Source organism: Viridibacillus sp. NPDC093762 (genome assembly GCF_050279675.1).
GTDB lineage: Bacteria > Bacillota > Bacilli > Bacillales_A > Planococcaceae > Viridibacillus.
In genome coordinates this window covers 51,548-76,266 of the sequence record NZ_JBNNUK010000013.1, presented here as the reverse complement: position 1 = coordinate 76,266, position 24,719 = coordinate 51,548, and the positions used below count along the sequence as shown (strand labels likewise).

The window sequence follows — 24,719 nt, the reverse complement described above, 5'->3', positions numbered from 1 at the left end:
TCTTCTGTGAATCTTATGGAGGGGGTGAGAAGGATATATAGACTGGAAAAAACTCTATTCAACGTATTAAATCAAGACCAGTATTCTTTTCTTGAAAGAGAAAAATTAAAGTTTGGTATAAAAATTATTCTATCAGAATTTTATAAATTGCTACTAATATATTTGGCGGCATTTTTATTAGATTGTATGTTTCCAACTTTAATTACACATCTGTCATTCTTCCTTTTAAGACAAGTATGCTTAGGTTACCACTTCAAAAGTTTATTTACGTGTATTGGATGGAGTATGGTTGCATTTCCTATAGCAATTTATTATTTAGCCGATTTTTATGTGAATTTCTCAGCAATTTTATTAAACATCATTTTTTGTATTCTCTTAGTATCAATCTATACACTTGCACCAAAAGGCACTAAAAATCAACCAGTTTTTAGTAATGCACATCGTGAGCATTTAAGAAGGAAAATGAAAGTCCGATTATTACTCTTGGTGGGTGTATATTTTTTATGTCCAATAGTAGTTAAATTCTTTATTTTTTATGGATTATTTTTAGAAACAATCATGTTGGTTTTACAATCGATTAAAGGAGAGATTAAAGATGAATAAAGACAAAAAAGAATTAAATCTAAAGTTTTTTGTATCAAAGGTAGCTCAAATAGTTGTTGCGGTAGGAGGAATGGCAACTATCACATCATGTACTGCTCTATTTCATGAAAAAAAGGTTCCTAGCGAACTACTAAACAGTCACCCATTCGCATCTAATAAGGAATAAATTAATTCGGAGAAAAATATGGATTTTTTTACTTTAATAATTGAGTTTGTTTTAATATTTTGGGCCGTCACCTATGCAATACAAGTTAAGATTAGTATTAAGAGTACCTTAACTTATATTGTATTGATTATTTTTCCGACCACATTGATTTATGAATCTATTGGTCAGTGGCAAGGAATCATCTACTTAATTATTAGTTCTTTTATCTACTTTTTTTGGTTATCAAAGGATTTTCTTATTTTCATACATATTTGCTTTGTGTTGATTATTGGTATTTTAACAGACAATCTTACGCAATATGTAGTCGTAGCTATTCATTTTGAATTTATTCCTGATATTCAATTGCATTATTGCGTTTTTTTCGTTTTGTTTATAATAAGTATCTTGATGTATCGGATTCTAACACGGAAAATTTATATATTGATTGGCAAATTGAAGACTGCTTATATTCTTATCCTTTGTATTGCACTCGTAACGATGTGTACGTTTTATATCAATATCTATTTAACTAATTATTTTTCCAAAGATAGCCTTTTAAAGTTTAATATCATCACACAAATTATCTATTTTACCATTATGATTCTTGTTCTTTATATAACAATCATTAACATTAGAAAAGAAACCCACTTTCAAAAAATTGAGGTTGAAAACGCGCAATTTACAAACTATATGTATTCATTGGAGTTAATTAATAATGATATGCAGAAGTTCCAGCATGATTACACAAATATCTTGGTTACGATGCAAGGTTATATAGAAATAAATGATTTTGAAGGATTAAAGAAGTATTTTAATAAGCATATTTTCACTGCGGAAGAAGAAACATTAAAAAGAAATAAACGCATAGCCAATTTATCGAAGTTGCAAATTACAGGTATTAAAGGACTGATTATAACAAAGTCTTTACAAGCCGAAAAAGAGGGAATATCGGTCCAAGTTGAAATTTCCGATGAAATTGATGAAATTAGTATGAATGTAATTGATTTAACAAGAATACTAGGAATCTTTTTGGACAATGCAATTGAAGCTAATAACCAAAATGATATTCAGGAAGAAAAAGAAATTAATATCGCGTTTTTCAACAGCATATCTGGTTCTACCATTATAGTTATTGAAAATACCTTCAATAATGATTCTTTAATGATAGACCAAATTTTCACAAATGGCTTCTCAGAAAAAGGGAAAAATCGAGGGAAAGGGCTAAATAATGTTATTAACATTATTAAAAGTTATCCTAATGTAACATTAAATACAAATATAAATAAGCGCTTGTTCACCCAAATTATCGAAATCACAAAAAACGAGGGATTCAATGAAAGTTGTAATTTGTGAGGATAATCCACAACAACAAAAAATGCTTTACACTAAGTTAAAAAACTATGCCATGATTAATCATCCGAGTGTTGAAATTGTATTAGCCGCATCTAACGCGGAACAAGTTTTAAAATTTATGGAGACGAATAAAGCTGATTGCTACTTTTTAGATATTGAACTCGGAGAGGGGCAAAATGGCCTTCAACTCGCTGCTGAAATTAGAAAGCAAGATATCTTAGCCAGTTTAATATTTGTAACGGATTATTCAGAAGCACTAAAGTTAACATTTAAATACAAGGTAGCTGCATTAGATTATATAATAAAAAGAACTGATACAAGCTTTACCGATCAACTAATTAGTTCTTTTGAATGCTCTATTCAACGTTATGAACAATTAGGAAAAACTAATTCAGTTAATTTCTATCAGGTAAAGATAGGTGAAATAATAAAAAACGTTCCCTATGAAAATATTTATTATTTAGAAACATCAGAGAATTTTCATAAAGTTCGATTGTTTGAAAAGAATGGGGTATACGAATTTTACGGTAAGCTTAAGGAAATTGAACATATTCATCCAACGTTCTTTAGATGTCATAGAAGTTTTATAGTTAATCTTCAGCATGTATTCCAAATTAATAAAAAGGAAAAGTACATTGAATTGGTAAATGGAGCTAAATGCCCAGTTTCCACGCGAGCATTGCGAAATATACCAAATAAGACAAGATGAAGAAATTATAAAGCTCAAAAAATATTTTACAAAAGCGTTTAACCTGAATTATTCACCTCAACCTAAAATTTTATTTTGTGATAATCACAATAACATCTAATATTAGGCGGTTTTTTGTAAGCCCGTAATCAAATAACGCATTTAAACAACCAGGCACCTCCAGTACGATAGGCGTATCAATTAAAGGGGGGTGCTTTTTTATGTCAACTACCAAACTAACAAACTAACAATTGTCCCTGTCAAACTAGATCCCTTCACTGACAAGTCTTCTTTTATCAATTCATCGCAATTTCCCTCTGAGCCAAGCTGCGTGTACAAAATATCCATCTATTCGAAAAAAATTTTAGATAGATGGCCACTCGTCGTGCATACCGGAAAGATGCGCATATTTTTTATATTTCGGGCTTACTGTCCATTTTAATTTGGAAAATAAAATAGAAAACATAGCACTTGAATTGGAAGTTTATTTAAGAGGGAAAAGTTACTTTATCATGCTAAAATACTGCACTGATAGCATGTGAGAAATTTTTACTTTTTTACAAAAAGTACTTAATTTCAATTAGATTTTATGTAGAATGAAAGTAGTGTTTTAGGAGAATTTCTCATTCAAATCGCCTGTTGGATTCGTTCATATTCGGCGAATTGCTATAGAGTATTTTCAAAATGATAATAAGGATGTGACTGTTAAATGATTACATTAGATGGAAAGAACCTATCATTGGCGGATCTAAATATTATTCTAAATGATGACGTCAAAGTTAAATTAGATGAAAATGCGATAGAACTTGTTAAGAAAAGCCGTTTAGCTGTTGAGAAAATTGTCCGTGAAGATCAAACTGTTTATGGTATCAATACGGGTTTTGGAAAATTTAGTGATATGAAAATTGCAGAAGAGGATACGCGACAATTACAACTTCATTTAATTCGGTCACATGCTTGTGGTATAGGTGCTCCTTTTGCTGAAGTCGTTTCTAGAGCAATGATTGTTCTACGTTTAAATGCTTTATTAAAAGGTTTTTCTGGCATCCGGATAGAAGTGTTAGAACGCCTTGCATATATGGTAAATAATCGCATTCATCCAGTCATTCCTCAGCAAGGATCACTCGGTGCATCAGGTGATTTGGCACCATTATCACATTTAGCTTTAGTATTAATTGGTGAAGGTTTTGTCTGGCAAAAGAATGAACAAGTGCCGGCAGCTGAAGTATGGCAAGCACATAACTTGAAAGCGATTACATTAGAAGCGAAAGAGGGATTAGCGCTAATAAATGGAACCCAAGCAATGACAGCTCAAGGCGTTGTGAATTATTTAGCAGCAAGTAAATTGGCTTATGACAGCGAATGGATTGCTGCAATGACAATGGAGTCCTTATTTGGAATTGTCGATGCTTTCCATCCATCAGTTCATGAGGCGCGTGGCTATCAGGAACAAATGGACGTTGCAGAACGTATGCGGGATTGGTTAGCTGGTAGTCAATTAGCGACTAAACAAGGGGAGAAGCGAGTGCAAGATGCTTATTCTTTACGTTGTATTCCACAAATTCACGGGGCTAGCTGGCAAGTACTCAACTACGTGAAAGAGAAGCTTGAAATTGAAATAAATGCGGCTACGGATAATCCGCTTATTTTCGATGATGGTGATACAGTCATTTCGGGAGGGAATTTCCACGGTCAACCCATCGCGTTTGCTATGGATTTCTTGAAGATAGGTATGGCCGAATTAGCAAACGTTTCTGAACGTCGGATTGAACGTCTCGTAAATCCTCAGTTAAGTGAAGGGTTACCGGCATTTTTAAGCCCACAACCAGGTTTGCAATCTGGAGCAATGATATTACAATATGCAGCAGCAAGTCTTGTATCTGAAAATAAAACATTGGCACATCCAGCATCCGTAGATTCTATTCCATCTTCAGCCAATCAAGAAGATCATGTCAGTATGGGAACAATAGGCTCAAGACATGCCTATCAAATAATTGAAAATGCTAGAAGAGTGTTAACAATAGAAGCTATTTGTGCAGCACAAGCAGTTGAATATAGAGGCGTAGAGAAAATGTCTAAAGCGCTTTATACTAAATGGCAAGAAGTGCGCGCTGTTGTACCTACAATCAATGAGGATCGAATTTTTAGCGAAGATGTAGAAAAGCTCGCTGATTGGTTATCACCAATCAATCATTAAACAGACATAACGCGTCTAATTACTAGCAGTTACCTGCTAATAATAGACGCGTTTTTATATATGTACATTCATTTTTTAATACCCCCCTTACAAATCTATTCATATTTACCCATAGAATGCACAACATAATCATTCTATCTAGATATTTGTTATAATGAATGCTTAATAGATATTAAAGTGAACAGATTGAGAGGATATATATAATGAATGAGCAACCACATATTTTAGTAGTAGATGGAATGGCACTGTTATTCCGTTCGTTTTTTGCAACAGCTCCGATGAACCAGTTTTTTAGAAAAGCAGACGGTACCCCGACAAATGGAGTACAAGGTTTTGCACGTCATGTTTTGACTGCACAATCGATGATGAAACCGACTCATTTGGCCGTATGTTGGGATATGGGTGTACACACTTTCCGAAATGATCTATTTGATGGCTATAAAGCAAATCGTCCGAGTCCACCAGATGAATTGAAACCACAATTTGATATGGCGAAGGACGTTTCGGAAATGATTGGTTGGAAAAACTTTGGTGAAGTAGGAATGGAAGCAGACGATACAATTGGCTCAATGGTTGAAAAATGGAAAAACGATGCGAAGATAACAGTTGTAAGTGGAGATAAGGATTTACTACAGTTATTAAATCCTTCTACCACAATTGCCTTAACGAAAAAAGGCTATACAGAATATAATGTCTATGATGTACAACGCTTCGAAGAAGAATACGCGATTGCACCTGCATTATTTGCTGATGTCAAAGCATTTATGGGTGACTCAAGTGATGGCTATCCTGGTGTTAAAGGTATAGGTCCGAAAACCGCGTTGAACCTCATTCAAACATATGGTTCAGTTGATGGTGTATTAGCTGCTATTGATGAACTTAAACCAGCTCAACGTTCTAAAATCACTGAATATGAAGAGATGTTAAAGCTTTCACATCAGCTAGCAAAAATTCATACAGAAGTGCCAATTCATGCGACAATTGATGATTTATCTTTGCCATTACTAACGCAAGAAAAGCTTGATCAATTAACGTTGGATGGTTATTCATTGATTTCACGCCATGCAAAATCATTATTCCCAATTGGCTAAAGGTGTCATTTTTACAAAGCTAAGCACTTTTTGATTGGCTTTATATGAAATTTCGCGTATTTCACTATTGCGATTTTGTCCACCATTATCATGAACAATAAGAATGACATCATTCTCAACCTCTTCAAAACCGATGAGTGGTACCCAGTGATAGGCATATGTGGGATTTAAGTGAAAATGAAATGAAAAATATTTATCAAACTTCATTGCAACGGGTCTTCCCTCGCGCAATTCAAACAAAGCATCATGTAAGCTACAGCTTTGAATAGACCAATCTGGCCCAATTAATTTCCGCATATTACGAATGAAGCGGTACTTAAAAAGGCCGATTGGTGTCGTTCCGAGCTGTTTATAAAGCTGATTGATGCTTTTTGTTGTTTCATGAGGTAATAGGTAGTCCAACATGACCGCAGCGGTTGTTGGTCCACATGCAGAATTCCGGAATTTTTTAAGCACATTATCGGCATGTTGGGATTGCCCATTTACAGGTAATTGAATGCGCATATAATTCGCCTCCATAAAAAGAATGTATGAATATAAATGAGAAAGGATTCAACTCGTAGTTACTATTAGAAAAGATTTTAGATACAAACCATTTTCAGACAACAAAATATGTAAATTTGATTTGTTTTTTTAACATTATTATTGCAACGTAAGTATGTAATTGTTAGAACTTTTCATGAATAGAATACATAGTATATTACAATATAAACAAGAAAAAACGGATAGACACTAACTTACTTTCCATTTTTGAACTTGCCAAGTACAATTGGCGAGTTTCTTTAAATTCACAACAGCAAAAGTAAGTAAGGTTGGTCACCGCGTCCTCAGTTTTCCCTATAATATGTTCTTGGGTACTAGTTGATCCAAAGCAATCATTTCAATTTGATTTCTTTCGATATTTTTTTATTTCCCATCATCTTAAAAGATTTGTTTATATTACATGTGTAGTTGATTGGAGCGGAGGTGGCGCCCGCCCGCGGCAAGCGTCCATCGTAGCGGAAATCAACGTTCCTATCTATTTATTTTTTAAAAGAAAAAGACTGTAGACAAACTCGAAATTCTTCGAGTTGTCTACAGTCTATCCGTTAAACAATGTTATGCTTTTTCCTTTTGAGCTTCTAAAAACTCAGTTACTTGAGCTGGTGATTTAGCATTTGCACTGTGAAGGTGAGCCAACTTTTCGCCCTCTTTGAAGATCAGTAAGCTAGGAATACCCATTACATCATACTTTTCAGCAAGCTCTGGAAGCTCATCGCGATTTAATTCATACCAATCGTATTGATTGTATTCTTCGATAATAGGATCGATGAACATATCCATGCGTGTGCAGTCAGGGCACCATCCAGCGTGGAATTTTACGATCACAGGTTTTGTTGTCGCAGTAGTTGCATTAAATTGTTCGATAGTTGTAATTGGTTTCATAAGTAAATCCCTCCTATTGAAATAGTGTACACGTTTTTTGTTAGCCCTGAAAGCAACTTGTTTTAAAAAAGTGAGTCCCGCCTGTAAAAAGGAATATATTTAAAATTAAATCCATATTTTTGTATTTTCAGTGAATTTGATTATTGCGAAAATATAGAAAATAGTCTAAACTTATAAGCAGATAAGGAAGTTTTATTTTTTTTACTCATAAAATGAATGAGCATTCATTCAAAAAGGGGAAAAGGGAGGATTTGCTCATGGCTTATCAAATTAAGAAGGCAGCTGTATTAGGTTCGGGGGTAATGGGTTCGGGGATCGCAGCCCATTTAGCAAACATCGGTATTCCAACAATTTTACTTGATATCGTACCAAAGGAATTGACTAAAGAGGAAGAAGCGAAGGGGCTTACTATAGATAGTTCGATCGTTCGTAATCGATTTGCAGAAACTGCATTACAAAAGCTTTTAAAACAAAAACCAGCACCATTAACTGCAAAGAAAAACTTAGCACTATTATCGGTAGGGAATTTTGAGGATGATCTTGAAAAACTAAAAGAAGTGGATTGGATTATAGAGGTTGTCGTTGAAAACTTAGCTATTAAAAAGAATCTATATGAAAAAATTGATACAGTACGTCAACCAGGTACAATTATTAGTTCAAATACATCAGGCATAAGTATTGATGCAATGGCTGAAGGTCTTTCAGAGGACTTTCAAAAGCATTTCCTAGGCACTCATTTCTTCAATCCACCACGCTATTTGAAACTACTTGAAGTAATTCCGGCAAAGAATACTTGTCCTGATGTAGTGACATTTATGAAGGAATTTGGAGAAGACAAACTAGGAAAAGGTGTCGTTCTAGCAAAAGATACACCAAATTTCATAGCTAATCGGATTGGTACATATGGCTTGCTTGTTACTTTACGTGAAATGCAAGAGCGTGGTTTTTCGGTTGGTGAAGTAGATTCTGTTACAGGACCGTTAATCGGCCGTCCAAAATCAGCAACTCTTCGTACATTAGATGTTGTTGGCTTAGATACTTTCGTTCACGTAGCAAAAAATGTATATGATCAAACAACTGGCGAAGAGCAACAAGTTTTTGAAGTACCAGCTTATCTTCAGAAGATGGTTGATAATGGCTGGCTTGGAGCGAAGTCAGGTCAAGGGTTCTTCATTAAAAAAGGAAAAGAGATATTAGAGTTAAATACAGATACATTTGAATATGAACCAGTAAAAAAACTCCGCACTCCTTCAATTGAAATGGCAAAGCAACAAAAAGGATTAGCAGCGAAAGTGAAGTTGTTAACATATGCTGATGACCGTACAGGAGAATTATTGTGGAATGTGCTAGCACCAACTTTACTTTACTCAGCACAATTACATGGTGAAATTGCCGATGACATTGTCGCAATCGATAACGCCATGAAATGGGGTTTCGGCTGGACACAAGGACCTTTTGAAATTTGGGATGCAATAGGTGTCAAGAAATCAGTTGAGAAGATGACTGCTGAAGGTAAAGAAATTCCTAGTTTCGTAGAAGGCTTACTAGCAAAAGGCTATGAAACTTTTTATAAAGAACTAGAGGATGGATTAGCTTACTTTGACGGTGAAGATTACAAGCTAGTAGCGGTTAATGAAAAAGTAATCGATTTAAAGCGCTACAAGAAAAAACACGGTGTTATTAAATCCAACTCAGGAGCTAGCTTAATCGATATGGGGGATGGCATTGCGTTACTGGAATTCCATTCACAAGCAAACGCTATCGGTTTAGATGTAATACAAATGATTAATTATGCGATTGATGAGGTAGAAGCAAATTACAAAGGGCTTGTTATTGGTAACCAAGGGAAGAACTTCTGCGTTGGTGCCAACTTAGGAATGATTCTTATGGAAGCCCAAGATGACAACATTTTCGAATTAGACTTCACGATACGTGGTTTCCAAAATGCAATGATGAAAATTAAGTACAGTTCAAAACCAGTAGTGGCAGCACCATTTGCTATGACGCTTGGTGGCGGTTCTGAAGTTTGTTTACCAGCAGCTCATATTCAAGCAACAATGGAAACGTATATGGGGCTAGTGGAAGTAGGTGTAGGTCTAATTCCAGGCGGTGGCGGTAATAAAGAATTGTACTTAAAGCATTTAAAAGGATTACCAAATGGAGTACAAGTCGATTATCAAAATATCGCAAATAAAGTATTTGAATCTATCGCAATGGCGAAAGTTTCCACATCTGCTGAGGAAGCACGCGAAAATAATTTCTTGAATTTTGCAGATGGTATTAGCGTTAACTCTGAACACCAACTATATGACGCCAAACAAGCTGCATTGGCATTATATGAAGGTGGTTATACAGCGCCAATTAGAACTAAGGTGCCGGTTGTAGGTGAAACTGGTTATGCAACACTATTGTTAGGAGCACAAGGAATGTATCAATCAGGCTACATTAGTGAGCATGATTTGAAAATAGCGAAAAAGCTTGCGTATGTTTTAGCAGGCGGCAAAGTTCCATACGGCACATTAGTGGATGAACAATACTTACTAGATTTAGAGCGTGAAGCGTTCTTAAGCCTTGTTGCAGAGCCAAAATCACAAGCTAGAATGCAACATATGTTAGTGAAAGGGAAACCACTTCGCAACTAATTTTAGAGAAGTGATTAAGGGGGAATCTACTATGCGTGAAGCTGTTATTGTAGCAGGTGCAAGAACACCTGTTGGAAAAGCAAAAAAAGGATCTTTAGCAACTATTCGTCCTGATGATCTTGGAGCATTAGTTGTGAAAGAGACATTACAAAGAGCAGGTTATGAAGGGGACATAGATGATTTAATTCTTGGCTGCGCTATGCCAGAAGCAGAACAAGGGATGAATATTGCGCGTAATATAGGAGCGCTTGCTGGGCTACCTGATACAACACCAGCTGTAACAGTTAATCGATTCTGTTCATCAGGTTTACAATCAATCGCTTATGCTGCAGAACGTATTATGCTTGGACATTCAAAGGCTATTATTGCAGGCGGTATTGAATCTATGAGTCTAGTACCAATGATGGGTAATGTGATTAGACCTAATGCGACTTTAGCGGAAACTGCCCCACAATATTATATGAGTATGGGGCATACAGCGGAAGAAGTGGCTAAGAAATATGATGTTAGTCGTGAGGATCAAGATGCCTTTGCTGTTCGTTCACATGAATTAGCGGCAAAAGCAATTCAAGAAGGTAAATTCGTCGATGAAATCGTTCCAGTGGAAGTCGTGCAACGATACGTGGATGCGGGGAATAATTTGCAAGAGAGAAAATTCACTTTTGATATGGATGAAGGTGTACGTGTTGGTACATCTCAAGAAACACTTGCGAAATTACGCCCAGCGTTTTCAGTAACTGGAAGTGTAACAGCAGGTAATGCTTCACAAACTTCAGATGGTGCAGCAGCAGTACTTGTTATGGACCGTGAAGAGGCTGAAGCACAAGGCTTAAAGCCAATGGCGAAATTTTTATCCTTTGCAGTAGGTGGAGTCCCTCCTGAAATTATGGGGATTGGCCCAACAGTTGCTGTACCGAAGGCGCTGAAAATTGCGGGCCTATCTATTGAAGATATTGACCTATGGGAAATTAACGAAGCATTTGCTTCACAATCTATCCAAGTGGTACGTGAACTAGGCATCGACCTTGAAAAGGTGAATGTAAATGGTGGTGCAATTGCATTAGGGCATCCGCTTGGTGCTACAGGTTCCATCCTAACATTGAAGTTAATTCATGAGTTAAAACGTCAAGGCAAAAAGTATGGTGTAGTAACAATGTGTATCGGTGGCGGTATGGGAGCTGCTGGCGTATTTGAAATTCTATAAATAACACACAAAAGGGGAGCGATTATTATGACAGAGAAATTAGCGAATATCATTAAAGGCGGTAGCTTTTTAACTGAAGATGTAGAACTTGATCGTGTATTTACGCCAGAAGATTTCACAGAAGAGCATAAAATGATTGCTAAAACAACAGAGGACTATGTGCAAAATGAAGTATTACCAGTCGTCGAAAACTTAGAAAATCACGAGTTTGATCATTCCGTACGATTATTGAAAAAAGCTGGTGAACTGGGCCTTTTAGCTGCAGATGTACCTGAAGAATATGAAGGACTAGGCTTAGACAAAGTAACATCGGCATTAATTGCTGAGAAAATGTCAGTAGCTGGCGGATTCTCGATTACACACGGTGCACATGTTGGAATTGGTTCATTACCAATCGTATTATTCGGTAATGAAGATCAAAAACAACAGTACTTACCTAAGCTTGCATCTGGTGAGTTAATTGCAGCTTATGCATTAACAGAGCCAGGTTCTGGATCGGATGCATTAGGTGCTAAAACAGTGGCAAAATTAAATGCAGAAGGCACACATTATGTATTAAACGGCGAAAAGCAATGGATTACAAACGCTGGTTTTGCTGATGTATTCGTCGTATATGCGAAAATTGATGGAGATAAATTCTCAGCATTCATAGTAGAACGCAATTATCCAGGTGTTTCTGTCGGTGCAGAAGAAAAGAAAATGGGGATTAAATCTTCTTCAACTCGCACACTGATTTTAGAAGATGTAAATGTGCCAGTGGAAAACCTACTTGGTGAAGTAGGTCGCGGTCACATTATTGCATTTAACATTTTGAACATCGGTCGTTACAAATTAGGTGTTGGCTCAATTGGTGCATCAAAGCGTGCTCTTGAATTAGCGATTTCGTATACAAACCAACGTCAACAATTTAAAACACCTATTTCATCTTTCAATTTAACGAAAGAAAAATTATCAACAATGGCTTCAAAATTATACGCTACTGAAAGTTTAATCTACCGTACAGTAGGATACTTTGAAGATCGTATGGGCCAATTAAGTGAAAACGAACAAAAAGACGGCAAAGCGATTGCAGCATCAATTGCAGAATATGCTATTGAATGTTCTATCAATAAGGTTTTTGGTTCTGAAACACTTGACTATATCGCAGATGAAGCGGTGCAATTACATGGTGGATATGGTTTCATGCAAGAGTATGAAGTAGAGCGCATTTACCGTGACTCACGTATTAACCGAATTTTCGAAGGAACAAACGAAATTAACCGTTTTATCATACCGGGCACATTTATGAAAAAAGCAATGAAAGGTGAGTTACCTTTATTGCAACAAGCGCAGAGCCTACAACAAGAACTATTAATGCTAATGCCTGAAGAAATAGCTAATGAGCCATTAGCACAAGAAAAATATCTTGTAAAAAATGCGAAGAAAATCGCTCTATTAGCATCTGGTCTTGCTGCACAAAAATATGGCCCGAAATTAGATGCTGAGCAAGAATTACTAGTGAACATTGCGAATGTCGCTAACCAATTATTTGCAATGGAATCTACTGTGTTACGTACAGAAAAAGCTATTGCTCGTGATGGGTTAGATAAAGCAAGCCAAAAATTACTATACACTCAAATTTTCTGTCAAGAAGCATTTGAAGAAATCGAAAAAGAAGCAAAAGAAACAATCATTACAGCTGTTGACGGAGACAATGCTCGTATGATGTTATCTGCACTTCGCAAACTTACTCGTAACAATCCTTACAATGTCATTGCGAAGAAACGTGAAGCATCAGTTAAACTGATTGCTGCAGAAAAATTTGTTGTCTAAAATAAGCTAGTTGAGAATCCGAACACAACTATTGTGTTCGGATTTCTTGCTTGTAGACTATACTCCCACTACAATAGAATTAAATAGTTTGGAAAAAGGAGCATGTATATGTCTATTTTATTTATTCAATATCCAAAATGTACAACTTGTCGTAAAGCAAAAGCATGGTTAGACGAAAATGGGGTAAACTATACAGATAAGCACATTGTTGAAGAAACACCTTCTAAAGAGGAATTAAAACAGTATCTAGATGCTAGTGGTTTACCATTGAAGAAATTTTTTAATACTTCAGGTATGAAGTATAGAGAGTTGCAATTGAAAGATCGACTGGCTGATATGTCGGAAGATGCGCAATTAGAATTGCTTGCATCAGATGGTATGTTAATCAAGCGTCCAATCGTTACAGACGGTAAAAAAGTGACATTAGGATTTAAAGAATCAGACTTTGAACAGACATGGAAATAACACAGACATATGCTTGTTTTTACACTGGAAATATGTCAAACTTAAAGTGAAATTAATTACATATTTGGAGGGGTATTCATGAGCACACCAAAAGACTTACGCTATTCTGAAGAACATGAGTGGGTAAAAACTGAAGACGGAAAAGTACGTATCGGTATTACACATTTCGCACAATCAGAACTAGGTGATATCGTTTTCGTTGAACTTCCACAAGTAGGCGACGAATTAGTAGCAGACGAGCCGTTCGGCAGTGTTGAATCGGTAAAAACTGTATCTGAACTTTACGCTCCGATTTCTGGTAAAGTTGTTGAAATTAACGAAGAGCTAGAAGAAAGCCCAGAATTCGTTAACGAATCACCATACGAAAAAGCATGGATGGTTGTAGTAGAACCAGCAGATAACGCTCAAGTTGATGCATTATTAACTGCAGAACAATACGAAGCAATTATCGAAGAATAAGATCTAAAAACGCCGTGCATTTGCTCGGCGTTTTTTTAAACTTGGTAAACGGCAAAAAGTATTTGTTAGGAGGGTATATATGACTTTTAACAAGCTGATTATCGTGGAAGGGCGCCAAGATAAGTTGCGAATTGCGCCAATATTAGCAGAGAACATTCCGATAATATGTACGAATGGAACAGTTAGTGCGAGCCGATTAGAAGAAATCTTGGCACCATATGAGGACTGCGAAATGTATGCATTTTTTGATGCTGACTCATCGGGTGATAAGCTCCGTGCTCTTTTTAAAAGAGAGTTCCCAAATGCTCGTCATCTACACACCTCCTCTACTTATAAACAAGTAGAAGCTACTCCTAGAAGACATTTAGCTAGAATATTATTGGCGGCAAATTTTACAGTTCATAAAAAATATCTAATAGTATAGGAATGAAGAAGATGGAAGAATGGTCACGTGAACAATGGGAAGAAACTATGAAAACCACCTCGCTTTCGGCTTTTTATTTATACACACCATTATGTGGAACGTGTGCAGTTGCATCGAAAATGATGGAAGTAGTAGAGCATGTCGTAAGCCATATTCCTATTGGTAAAGCGAACTTAAATTATATACAAGACGTAGCATTTGATTATGAAATTGAAAGTGTCCCTTGTTTAATTATTTCAGAAAATGGTAAAATCCGCGATAAAATCTACGCATTTCAATCAGTACCTTATTTATTTGAAAAATTACAATTAAATGATTGACGTTAAAGTAATAGCGTGATAAAGTAGCAATCATAACTAATTAAATATTGTCGTTACTCTTATTTAGAGAGGTGGAGGGAAGTGCCCAATGAAGCCCGGCAACCGTCATATTTATATGGCACGGTGCCAAATCACACAAAGTATTTACTTTGGAAGATGAGAGAACGGTTTTACGTATATAGCTTTGCGTTGAACCCTTCTGTTAATCTGCAGAAGGGTTTTTTTAGTTTCTAAGAGATGCCAGTAGAAAGTGCATACTTTTTAGTTTTAAAATAAAGGTGGTATGACAGTGATTCAGTTAGAAAATGTTATGAAAAAATATAAAACCGCTAACGGAGAATTAACCGCTGTCAAAAATGTGAATTTATCTGTTGAAGACGGAGAAATATTCGGCATTATTGGATACAGCGGAGCGGGTAAAAGTACGCTCATTCGGTTATTAAATGGTTTGGAGCAACCGACAACCGGTAAAGTTGTTGTGAATGGTCAGGAAGTATCGTCGATTAAAGGAAGTGCGTTACGTAATGCGCGTCAAAAAATCAGTATGATCTTCCAACATTTCAATTTACTTTGGTCACGCACTGTAGAAGAAAATATAGCATTTCCATTAGAAATTGCAGGTTTATCTAAAGCGGAGAGTCAAAAGAAGGTATTAGAGCTTATTGAATTAGTTGGTTTAAAAGGAAGAGAGAAGGCATATCCTTCTCAATTATCAGGTGGTCAAAAGCAACGTGTAGGTATTGCTAGAGCACTGGCAAATAACCCAGAAGTATTGCTTTGTGATGAAGCTACTTCAGCACTTGATCCTGAAACAACGGATTCGATTTTAGATTTACTAGTCGATATCAATGAAAAATTAGGCTTAACTATTGTACTTATCACACATGAGATGCATGTCATTCGTAAAATTTGTCATCGCGTGGCGGTAATGGAAGCTGGACAAGTTGTTGAGAATGGTGATGTCCTAGATGTATTCCAATCACCACAAGCAGACGTTACAAAACGATTTGTTTCTCAAATTACAGATACGATTGAACGTAAAGAATCAATTGAACAAATTATTGAAAACTACCCATCAGGAACACTTGTAAAATTAATGTTTGTAGGCTCTTCAACTGGCCAGCCAGTTATTTCACATTTAAGTCGTGAACTTAATTTAGACGTGAATATTGTCCATGGTAATATTTCGCAAACGAAAAGTGGACCATATGGAACGCTGATTATACAGCTAGATGGCAATAATGATAATGTACAAAAAGCAGTCACATATATGAATGAACATGGAGTAAAAACGGAGGTGATCGAAAATGCTTAATGATCTCTTCCAGAATGTACAATGGGACAGAATGTGGGAAGCAACTATAGAGACACTGTATATGACAGGCGTTGCTACAATTTTCACATTTGTCATTGGTTTAGCTTTAGGTATTTTGCTGTTTTTGACAAGCCCTCAGCAATTATGGGCAAATAAATTAGTAAGTTGGTTAACAGGTTCGATCGTGAATATTTTCCGTTCGATTCCATTCATTATTTTAGTGATTCTATTAATACCATTTACGAAGCTATTATTAGGCTCAATTCGAGGTCCCAATGCCGCATTACCAGCATTAATCATTGGAGCAGCACCTTTTTATGCACGTATGGTTTTAATTGCGTTAAAAGAAATTGATAAAGGTGTCATTGAAGCGGCACGTTCGATGGGTGCCAAAACTTCTACGATTATCGGTAAAGTGTTAATCCCAGAATCATTACCCGCATTAGTTTCGGGTATTACTGTAACAGCTATTGCACTTGTTGGTTACACAGCTATGGCGGGTGTTATTGGGGCAGGCGGACTGGGGACATTAGCGTTTTTAGACGGTTTCCAAAGAAGTCAAAGCGATGTAACTTTTGTTGCAACAATCCTTATTTTAGTAGTGGTATTTGTTATTCAATTTGTCGGTGACCTTATTACGACGAAGATTGATAAAAGATAATTTAAGCTTATACGGGTAAAACCGATCACATATAACTAAACAGTAAAAAGGAGCGTTAAGAACATGAAGAAACTTGTAGCAGGAATCCTTACAGGAGTGTTAGCCCTAAGCTTAGCAGCTTGTGGTAAATCAGAAGAGGAATTAGTAATCGGTGCAGCTAATACTCCGCATGCTGAAATTTTAGAAAAAGCAGAGCCCTTACTAGAAAAAGAAGGTATCAAGCTTAAAATCGAAAGGTATCAAGATTATGTTTTACCGAACAAAGATCTTGAAAATGGCGATTTAGATGCAAACTACTTCCAACATATCCCTTATTTAGAGCTTCAGAAAAAGCAAAATGGATATGATTTTGTTAATGTTGGTGGAGTGCACATCGAGCCAATCGGTATCTATTCTAAAAAATATAAAAAACTCGAAGATCTTCCAGAAGGCGCAACAATTCTTCTAAGTAACTCAGTTTCAGACCATGGACGTATGTTATCACTACTTGAAGCGAAAGGTCTTATCACATTAAAAGAAGGTGTAGATAAAACTGCAGCCGAAATTAAGGATATCACTAAGAACCCAAAAAACTTAAAATTTGATGCAAACACTGCACCTGAAATGCTTGTACAAATGTATAAAAACGACGAAGGTGATGCAGTATTAATCAACTCTAACTTCGCTATTGACGCAGGTATAAGCCCAGGAAAAGACGCAATTGCATTAGAAGATAAAGAATCAGAGTACATTAATGTGATTGCTGTTCGTAAAGAAGATGAGAATAACGAAAAGATAAAAAAATTAGTTAAAGTACTCCATTCAAAAGAAATGCAAGACTATATATTAAAAGAATGGAACGGGGATATTGTTCCTGTATCTGAATAAGAAAGAATTGAAACACCCAAGCTGAATAAGCTTGGGTGTTTTTATGTATTTATAAGATAAATAACAATATTTAGGGATTATGCTACATGAATATTGTAAACCATGCAATTAGTTGATTAACACAATATTAATTTTAATAATTTGAAAATACTTAATATTCCGGATTATCGTTGTGCTATTCACTTTAATAAGTGGGTGTGATAGAGTGTGCATATACTTTTAGAAAAGACATATGTATTTATCGGGAGGACATTTTATGAAGATCAAGTTTGGTTTATTGCCACGAATTATCGTCGCGATAATTTTGGCAGCGTTACTAGGTACTATTATGCCGGAAGATGGCGTTCGTATATTTGCTACATTCAATGGTATATTCGGAAATTTCTTAAACTTCGTTGTACCGTTATTAATCGTCGCATTTATTGCACCGGGAATTGCACAATTAGGTAAAGGGTCTGGAAAACTGTTAGGATTAGCTACTTTCTTTGCTTACTTTTCTACTTTAATAGCTGGATTCTTTGCATTCTTTGTTGCTTCAAATGTTTTACCTAAGTTAATTTCAACTTCGGGTAGTGAACAATTTGCTAATCCTGAGGAATCATTGGCGCAAACATTCGTAACAATTGAAATGCCTCCACTTATGGATGTTATGACTGCTTTAATATTAGCTTTCATCTTAGGGATTGGTATGGCAGCTATCAATAGTGAAATTATGAAAAAATTCTTTGATGAGTTTAATTTGATTATTGATAAAGTAATTTCGAAAATTATTATTCCTTTACTACCTATCCATATTTTTGGTATTTTCTTAAATATGACTTTCGCTGGTCAAGTGGCAAAAATTCTTTCGGTTTTTGCATTAGTATTTTTATTAATTATTTTAATGCATTTATGTATCTTGGTATTACAATATGTAGTAGCAGGCGCTATTAATAAGAAAAACCCGTTCTACTTATTGAAGACGATGGCACCGGCATACTTCACAGCTCTTGGTACACAATCATCAGCTGCGACGATTCCGATTACATTAAAGCAAGCACGTAAGGCAGGTGCTTCTGAGCGAGTAACAGGTTTCACTGTTCCACTATTTGCAACAATTCACTTATCAGGTAGTACAATTACATTAACAACATGTTCAATGGCCGTAATGATGTTAAATAATCATGCTTATACATTAACTGAAATGATACCTTTCATTTTCATGTTAGGTATTGTAATGGTTGCAGCACCAGGAGTACCGGGTGGTGCAGTAATGGCAGCGACAGGAATTCTTCAATCAATGTTAGGTTTTGATGAAACTATGGTTGCGTTAATGATAGCTCTATATCTCGCGCAAGATAGTTTTGGTACAGCTACAAACGTAACAGGTGACGGGGCACTTTCAATGATCGTTGACCGCTTCAGTAAAAAAGAACAAGCGTAGTTAGAAAATAACCATGCAATATAAAAAGGCCTTCCGAATATTTCGGAGGGCTTTTTATTATTTAAACTGAGTCAACAAAGAGAAGAAGTTATTTACAAAATTTAAGAAAACTTGTTCAGAAGGAGCTATATCACGATTAGTAGGAGAAATAATACCGACCGTTCGTGTAAACTCTGGTGAAACTAGTGGTAACTTTACAGTACGTCTAGGTGTGGAGTCATAAAAGGCGCTTTCAGGTAACAAGCTTAAGCCTATTCCAGCAGCTACTAAACCTTTTAAAGCATCCATATCTTCACCCTCTGAAGTGATTTTAGGTGTGAAACCAACAGATTTACAAGCTTCAACAGCCACTTTGTTGAGAATATAACCTTCGGGGAAAAGAACAAAATCCTCATTCCGTAAATCAGATAAATGAATGGAGTCCTTTTGTGCTAAAGAATGAGTAGCTGGCAATAAGGCTGCAATATTTTCTGTGAATAAGATCGTCGTATTGATGGCATCGTCTTTTGGTGGAAGTGGACCAAGGAACGCTAGGTTTAGTTCTCTGTTTTTCACTGCATTTATTAAATATCGGTAAGAGCCTTGGCGCAAGTGGAATGATACATTCGGGTGCTCCTTTTTAAACGCTGAAATAACAGTTGGCAACAAGAAACTTGCTAAGCTCGTAGGAAAGCCGATTTTAATCGTTCCTTTTTCTGGATCCAAGTATTCATCGATTTGCTTTTTGGCAAAATCGATTGCTTGTAAGGCTGCGATGCTATGTTCGAGAAATGTTTTACCAATTGGCGTCAGTTTGACATTTCGTCCAACTCGCTCAAACAGCTTTGTGCCGAGTTCTTCTTCTAAATTTGCTATTTGGCGACTTATCGCAGATTGAGCAACGTGTAAGTTTTCAGCAGCTTCTGAAATATGTTCAAGCTCCGCAACCGCGACGAAATAGCGTAATTGGCGTAGTTCCATTGTATATCATCTCCCATTCATCTAATTTATAGATTAATAATATATAAATTATATATTGTTTATATCAATTTGGAAAACTAAAATAAATTTAAGTCACTTTTTAAGTGAAGAGGGAGGGATTTACATGACATTTCATCAACTTCCAACAGCACAGGGATTATACTCCCCACAATTTGAGCATGATGCCTGTGGTATTGGTTTATATGCTCATCTAAAAGGTAAAGCCACACATGACATAGTAATGAATGGGTTAGAAATGCTGTGCCGTTTGGATCATCGTGCAGGGCGAGGTAGTGACGGCAAAACGGGTGATGGTGCAGGATTAATGGTCCAAATTCCGGATGCATTTTTCAGAGCGATTTGTACTGAGTGGACTTTACCTGATCAAGGACGCTATGGTGTCGGGATGTTATTTTTCACTCAAGATCATACTGAACGACAAGATATAGAGAATAAGATGAATGAATTGATTGCTGAGGAAGGCCAAGAGTTATTAGGCTGGAGGACAGTACCAATCAACACAGATCCTTTAAGTGACACTGCTAAGGAAACAGCGCCAGTTGTACGCCAAGTGTTTATTAAAGCGGCTAATGTCAGTAATTCCCTCGCCTTCGAGCGTAAGTTGTATCTAGTTCGTAAGCAAACAGAGCACTGGGCAACAAAAAATGACAAAAAGTTTTATTGTGCAAGTTTTTCGAGCCAAACATTGGTTTTCAAAGGATTGCTGACACCTCAAGAGGTGGATGAATTTTACATGGATTTGCAAGATGAGCGATTTGCATCGGCATTTTCATTAGTTCATTCACGTTACAGCACGAATACATTCCCAAGCTGGGAACGAGCGCATCCGAATCGCTACATTATTCACAATGGGGAAATTAATACATTACGTGGCAATATTAACTGGATGAAAGCACGTGAACAACAATTTGTTTCAGAAGCATTTGGGGATGATTTAGAAAAGCTTTTACCGATTGTTGACCAAAGTGGTAGTGATTCATCAATGCTTGATAACGCTTTTGAGTTTTTCGTTTTAGCAGGGCGCACGCCGGCTCATACGGCAATGATGATGATACCGGAACCTTGGACTGAGAATCCGCATATTTCAGAAGAGAAAAAAGCGTTTTATGCGTACCATAGCTGTTTAATGGAACCTTGGGATGGGCCAACAGCGATTTGCTTTACTGATGGTAAACAAATTGGTGCGATTTTGGATCGTAATGGTTTACGACCAGCACGCTATTATGTCACAAAGGACGACTACATCATTTTCTCATCAGAAGTTGGTGTAGTGGATATAGAGGAAGAAAATATTGCTTATAAAGAACGTTTAAGCCCGGGGAAAATGTTGCTTGTTGATTTAGAACAAGGACGGATTATTTCAGATGAAGAATTAAAATCAGATATGGCAGGGGAAAAGCCATATACACAATGGTTAGAAGAAAACCTTGTGACTGTGAAGACGAAAGAAGATCAACCTGAGGACATGATGGATTTACTATTCCGTCAAAAGGTTAATGGTTACACTTACGAAGATATTCACAAATATATCGTACCAATGGTAGCTGAGGGGAAAGACCCCCTTGGCTCAATGGGGAATGATACACCGCTAGCGGTATTATCAGATCGCCCACAATCATTATTTAATTATTTTAAACAGCTTTTTGCACAAGTGACAAATCCACCAATCGATTCGATTCGTGAGCATATTGTGACGTCTACAATGACGGTTTTAGGGGCAGAAGGTAACTTGCTACATCCAACAGAAAAAAATAGCCGCCGAATTTTTTTGGAAACGCCGGTCCTTTCGAACAGTCAACTACAGCAATTAATAGTAAATGATGATGAAAATTTCAAAAGTGCATTATTGCACCTTGATTTTTCAGAAGAATTAGAAAACGAATTGACTAGATTGACAAAACATGCAGATGAAGCGATTGCAAAAGGTGCTCAACTACTCGTGTTATCAGACCGGCTTTTACATGCTGAGACACCGACTATACCAGTGCTACTAGCTGCTAGCTGTTTACATCAGTATTTAGTGAAAACGGGAAATCGTACAAAGGTGAGTATTATTGTAGAGTCTGCTGAAGTTCGAGAAGTGCATCACTTTGCAACTTTAATCGGCTACGGTGTAGATGCGATTAATCCGTATTTAGCATTTGCTTCAATTTATCAAGCGATTAAAGAAGGTCATCTGTCACAAACATATGATGAGGCTGTTGCCAAATATACAAAAGCTATTGCAGATGGTGTTGTTAAAGTTATGTCTAAGATGGGCATTTCAACTGTTCAGAGTTACCGTGGTGCTCAAGTCTTTGAAGCGGTGGGTATTAGTAAAGAAGTTATTGCTAAATATTTCACAGGAACAGCTTCACAATTAAGCGGCATTGATTTAGAAACAATCGGTAAAGAGGCGCTTCGTAAGCATGCTGAAGCAGTACACTCTACTGAGCAAGTGTTGCAATCGGGCAGTGATTTCCAGTGGAGAAGCACGGGTGAGCATCATGCCTTTAATCCGAAAACGATTCATACATTGCAATGGGCAGCACGTAAAGGGGATATCGGTCTTTACAGACAATATGCTGAAATGGCAAATGAAGAGCGAATTGGTTTCTTGCGTAATTTATTTGCATTCAAAAAAGCACAACGTCGTATTCCTTTAGAAGAGGTAGAATCTGTTGCATCAATAGTAAAACGCTTTAAGACAGGTGCCATGTCATTTGGGTCATTAAGTCAGGAAGCGCATGAAACATTAGCTATTGCGATGAACAGATTGGGCGGTAGAAGTAACAGTGGAGAAGGTGGGGAACACCCTAGCCGCTATGAAATTGATGCTAATGGAGATAATCGTCGAAGTGCAATTAAACAAATTGCTTCAGGTCGTTTTGGTGTGAAGAGCCATTACTTAGTGAATGCAAATGAGTTGCAAATTAAAATGGCACAAGGGGCAAAGCCTGGTGAGGGTGGTCAGTTACCTGGCAACAAAGTATATCCATGGGTAGCTGATGTTCGTGGTTCAACTACAGGTGTAGGATTAATCTCGCCTCCACCACATCATGATATCTACTCTATTGAAGATATGGCTGAGTTGATTCATGATTTGAAAAACGCTAATCGTCATGCACGTATTAGTGTGAAACTTGTTTCAAAAGCTGGGGTTGGTACCATTGCCGCTGGTGTTGCGAAGGGTGCAGCTGACGTAATTGTTGTTAGTGGATATGACGGTGGTACAGGAGCTTCACCAAAAACGAGCATTAAGCATACCGGATTACCATGGGAGCTTGGTCTTGCGGAGGCGCATCAAACGCTGATGTTAAATGGTCTACGTGATCGCGTCATTTTAGAAACGGATGGTAAATTGATGACAGGAAAAGACGTCGTGATGGCGGCTTTACTCGGAGCTGAAGAATATGGTTTTGCAACAGCCCCATTAATCGTCCTTGGTTGTGTAATGATGAGAGCATGTCATTTAGATACATGCCCAGTTGGGGTAGCTACTCAAAATCCTGAGTTAAGAGCGAAATTCATGGGGAATGCGGATCATGTCGTAAATTTCATGCAATTTGTTGCTGAAGAAGTACGAGAGCATATGTCCATACTCGGATTCCGTTCAATGGATGAAATGATTGGCCGCACAGATGTTTTAGAAGTTAGCAACCGTGCTTTGAACCATTGGAAAGCAGGCCAATTAGATCTTTCAGCTTTATTATATCAACCTAAAGGACCTCGTACTCAGCAAGTGATGCAAGATCATAAAATTGAAGAATCTCTTGATATGCGTGAAATTCTTGGCGCGGTTGAGAAAGCAATAATAGATGAAAGTCCTATTAAACTGCACTATCCGATTAAAAACACAGACCGAGTTGTTGGCACTATTATCGGGAGTGAAATATCAAAACGTTATGGTGAAAGAGGTTTAGTTGACGATACAATTTCACTTCAATTCACAGGTTCAGCTGGGCAAAGTTTCGGTGCGTTTATACCTAGGGGAATGTCTATGTATGTAAATGGCGATGCGAATGATTACTTCGGTAAAGGGTTATCAGGAGGGAAAGTTGTCGTTTCCGCACCAATAAAAGGCGATGTTGAGAAAAACGTCATAGCCGGAAACGTTTGTTTATACGGTGCTACGAGTGGTAAAGCATTTATCAATGGCCGTGCAGGAGAACGTTTTGCAGTCCGTAATAGTGGAGCGGATATCGTTGTTGAAGGAATAGGAGATCATGGTTGTGAGTACATGACTGGAGGCCATGTTGTTATTTTAGGTGATGTAGGTAAGAACTTTGGTGCTGGTATGTCCGGTGGTATTGCATACGTATTAGTAGAAGATGAAAAAGCTTTCAAAGAAAAGTGCAACATGGAAATGATAGGATTTGAAGATTTAGAAAATGAGGAAGAAACTAAATTTGTCCGCGCATTAATTGAAGAACATATGTTGAACACAGATAGTTCAACAGCTAAAACGCTCTTAACTGATTGGACGCAGTCGGTTGTTAAATTCTTAAAAGTTGTTCCTGCAGACTACAAGAAAATGATTGATCGTATTAGTGATTTCGAGGCTGAAGGTTTATCTGCAGATGATGCAGCGATGAAAGCATTTTTAGCTACTTCTAAAAAAAAGGAAGTAGTGCTTTCCAATAAATAATGGAGGAGGGGTTCTAG

21 protein-coding genes and 1 riboswitch are annotated in these 24,719 nt (G+C 36.9%); of the genes, 18 read left to right on the top strand and 3 right to left on the bottom strand.

What is annotated here, in order from left to right; genetic code table 11:
- Positions 1-15 precede the first annotated feature (15 nt).
- From ACQKM9_RS15630 to ACQKM9_RS15605, 6 genes are all read left to right on the top strand, one after another.
- Positions 16-603 (top strand): accessory gene regulator ArgB-like protein, encoded by a 588-nt coding sequence (locus ACQKM9_RS15630; protein ID WP_427735300.1) that lies wholly within the window; start codon positions 16-18, stop codon positions 601-603.
- Positions 596-769: a hypothetical protein gene (locus tag ACQKM9_RS15625; RefSeq protein ID WP_427735271.1), complete on the top strand. Its 174-nt coding sequence runs from the start codon at positions 596-598 to the stop codon at positions 767-769. The genes ACQKM9_RS15630 and ACQKM9_RS15625 overlap by 8 nt, the downstream gene beginning before the upstream one ends.
- Before the next feature lie 18 nt (positions 770-787).
- Complete coding sequence (locus tag ACQKM9_RS15620) at positions 788-2,101, top strand: sensor histidine kinase (RefSeq protein ID WP_427735270.1); 1,314 nt, start codon at positions 788-790, stop codon at positions 2,099-2,101.
- Entirely contained in the window at positions 2,082-2,810 is a 729-nt protein-coding gene (locus ACQKM9_RS15615) for a LytR/AlgR family response regulator transcription factor (RefSeq protein ID WP_427735269.1), read from the top strand. Before ACQKM9_RS15620 ends, ACQKM9_RS15615 begins: the two co-directional genes overlap by 20 nt.
- 688 nt (positions 2,811-3,498) lie before the next feature.
- Complete coding sequence (gene hutH / locus ACQKM9_RS15610) at positions 3,499-4,986, top strand: histidine ammonia-lyase (RefSeq protein WP_427735267.1); 1,488 nt, start codon at positions 3,499-3,501, stop codon at positions 4,984-4,986.
- A gap of 203 nt (positions 4,987-5,189) precedes the next feature.
- A complete protein-coding gene (locus ACQKM9_RS15605) occupies positions 5,190-6,077 on the top strand; it encodes a 5'-3' exonuclease (RefSeq protein ID WP_427735266.1) in 888 nt (295 codons plus the stop codon).
- Here ACQKM9_RS15605 and ACQKM9_RS15600 read toward each other — a convergent pair.
- Positions 6,060-6,581 (bottom strand): C39 family peptidase, encoded by a 522-nt coding sequence (locus ACQKM9_RS15600; protein ID WP_427735265.1) that lies wholly within the window; start codon positions 6,579-6,581, stop codon positions 6,060-6,062. The two genes, ACQKM9_RS15605 and ACQKM9_RS15600, sit on opposite strands and share 18 nt — an antisense overlap.
- A gap of 594 nt (positions 6,582-7,175) precedes the next feature.
- On the bottom strand, positions 7,176-7,502 hold the full coding sequence (locus ACQKM9_RS15595) for a thioredoxin family protein (protein ID WP_427735264.1): 327 nt from the start codon (positions 7,500-7,502) through the stop codon (positions 7,176-7,178).
- A 257-nt stretch (positions 7,503-7,759) separates the two neighbouring features.
- Between ACQKM9_RS15595 and ACQKM9_RS15590 the strand changes: the two genes are divergently transcribed.
- From ACQKM9_RS15590 to ACQKM9_RS15540, 11 genes are all read left to right on the top strand, one after another.
- Entirely contained in the window at positions 7,760-10,144 is a 2,385-nt protein-coding gene (locus ACQKM9_RS15590; protein WP_427735263.1) for a 3-hydroxyacyl-CoA dehydrogenase/enoyl-CoA hydratase family protein, read from the top strand.
- A 31-nt stretch (positions 10,145-10,175) separates the two neighbouring features.
- On the top strand, positions 10,176-11,348 hold the full coding sequence (locus ACQKM9_RS15585; RefSeq protein ID WP_427735262.1) for an acetyl-CoA C-acetyltransferase: 1,173 nt from the start codon (positions 10,176-10,178) through the stop codon (positions 11,346-11,348).
- Between the two features lie 27 nt (positions 11,349-11,375).
- Positions 11,376-13,160, top strand: coding sequence for an acyl-CoA dehydrogenase family protein (locus ACQKM9_RS15580; RefSeq protein ID WP_427735261.1), 1,785 nt, complete (start codon positions 11,376-11,378; stop codon positions 13,158-13,160).
- Positions 13,161-13,268: 108 nt separating this feature from the next.
- Positions 13,269-13,625, top strand: a complete 357-nt coding sequence (locus ACQKM9_RS15575) for an arsenate reductase family protein (RefSeq protein WP_427735260.1) — start codon at positions 13,269-13,271, stop codon at positions 13,623-13,625.
- Between the two features lie 78 nt (positions 13,626-13,703).
- Positions 13,704-14,084, top strand: coding sequence for a glycine cleavage system protein GcvH (gene gcvH / locus ACQKM9_RS15570; protein ID WP_427735259.1), 381 nt, complete (start codon positions 13,704-13,706; stop codon positions 14,082-14,084).
- 79 nt (positions 14,085-14,163) lie between these two features.
- The gene (locus ACQKM9_RS15565; RefSeq protein ID WP_427735258.1) at positions 14,164-14,508 is read left to right on the top strand and encodes a hypothetical protein; all 345 of its coding nucleotides are present in this window, start codon (positions 14,164-14,166) and stop codon (positions 14,506-14,508) included.
- An 11-nt stretch (positions 14,509-14,519) separates the two neighbouring features.
- Complete coding sequence (locus tag ACQKM9_RS15560; protein WP_427735257.1) at positions 14,520-14,828, top strand: thioredoxin family protein; 309 nt, start codon at positions 14,520-14,522, stop codon at positions 14,826-14,828.
- Positions 14,829-14,884: 56 nt separating this feature from the next.
- Positions 14,885-14,991, top strand: a riboswitch (SAM riboswitch).
- Positions 14,992-15,117: 126 nt separating this feature from the next.
- Positions 15,118-16,143, top strand: a complete 1,026-nt coding sequence (locus tag ACQKM9_RS15555; protein WP_427735256.1) for a methionine ABC transporter ATP-binding protein — start codon at positions 15,118-15,120, stop codon at positions 16,141-16,143.
- The gene (locus tag ACQKM9_RS15550; RefSeq protein ID WP_427735255.1) at positions 16,136-16,804 is read left to right on the top strand and encodes a methionine ABC transporter permease; all 669 of its coding nucleotides are present in this window, start codon (positions 16,136-16,138) and stop codon (positions 16,802-16,804) included. Before ACQKM9_RS15555 ends, ACQKM9_RS15550 begins: the two co-directional genes overlap by 8 nt.
- Positions 16,805-16,867: 63 nt before the next feature.
- Complete coding sequence (locus ACQKM9_RS15545) at positions 16,868-17,671, top strand: MetQ/NlpA family ABC transporter substrate-binding protein (protein ID WP_427735254.1); 804 nt, start codon at positions 16,868-16,870, stop codon at positions 17,669-17,671.
- 256 nt (positions 17,672-17,927) lie between these two features.
- Positions 17,928-19,094 carry a dicarboxylate/amino acid:cation symporter gene (locus ACQKM9_RS15540; protein ID WP_427735252.1) on the top strand — a complete coding sequence of 389 codons (1,167 nt, stop codon included), beginning with the start codon at positions 17,928-17,930 and terminating at the stop codon, positions 19,092-19,094.
- Between the two features lie 57 nt (positions 19,095-19,151).
- Here ACQKM9_RS15540 and ACQKM9_RS15535 read toward each other — a convergent pair whose 3' ends face one another.
- A complete protein-coding gene (locus tag ACQKM9_RS15535) occupies positions 19,152-20,054 on the bottom strand; it encodes a LysR family transcriptional regulator (RefSeq protein ID WP_427735251.1) in 903 nt (300 codons plus the stop codon).
- 124 nt (positions 20,055-20,178) lie between these two features.
- Here ACQKM9_RS15535 and gltB point away from each other — a divergent pair, with 124 nt between their 5' ends.
- On the top strand, positions 20,179-24,702 hold the full coding sequence (gltB, locus tag ACQKM9_RS15530; protein WP_427735250.1) for a glutamate synthase large subunit: 4,524 nt from the start codon (positions 20,179-20,181) through the stop codon (positions 24,700-24,702).
- Positions 24,703-24,719 lie beyond the last annotated feature (17 nt).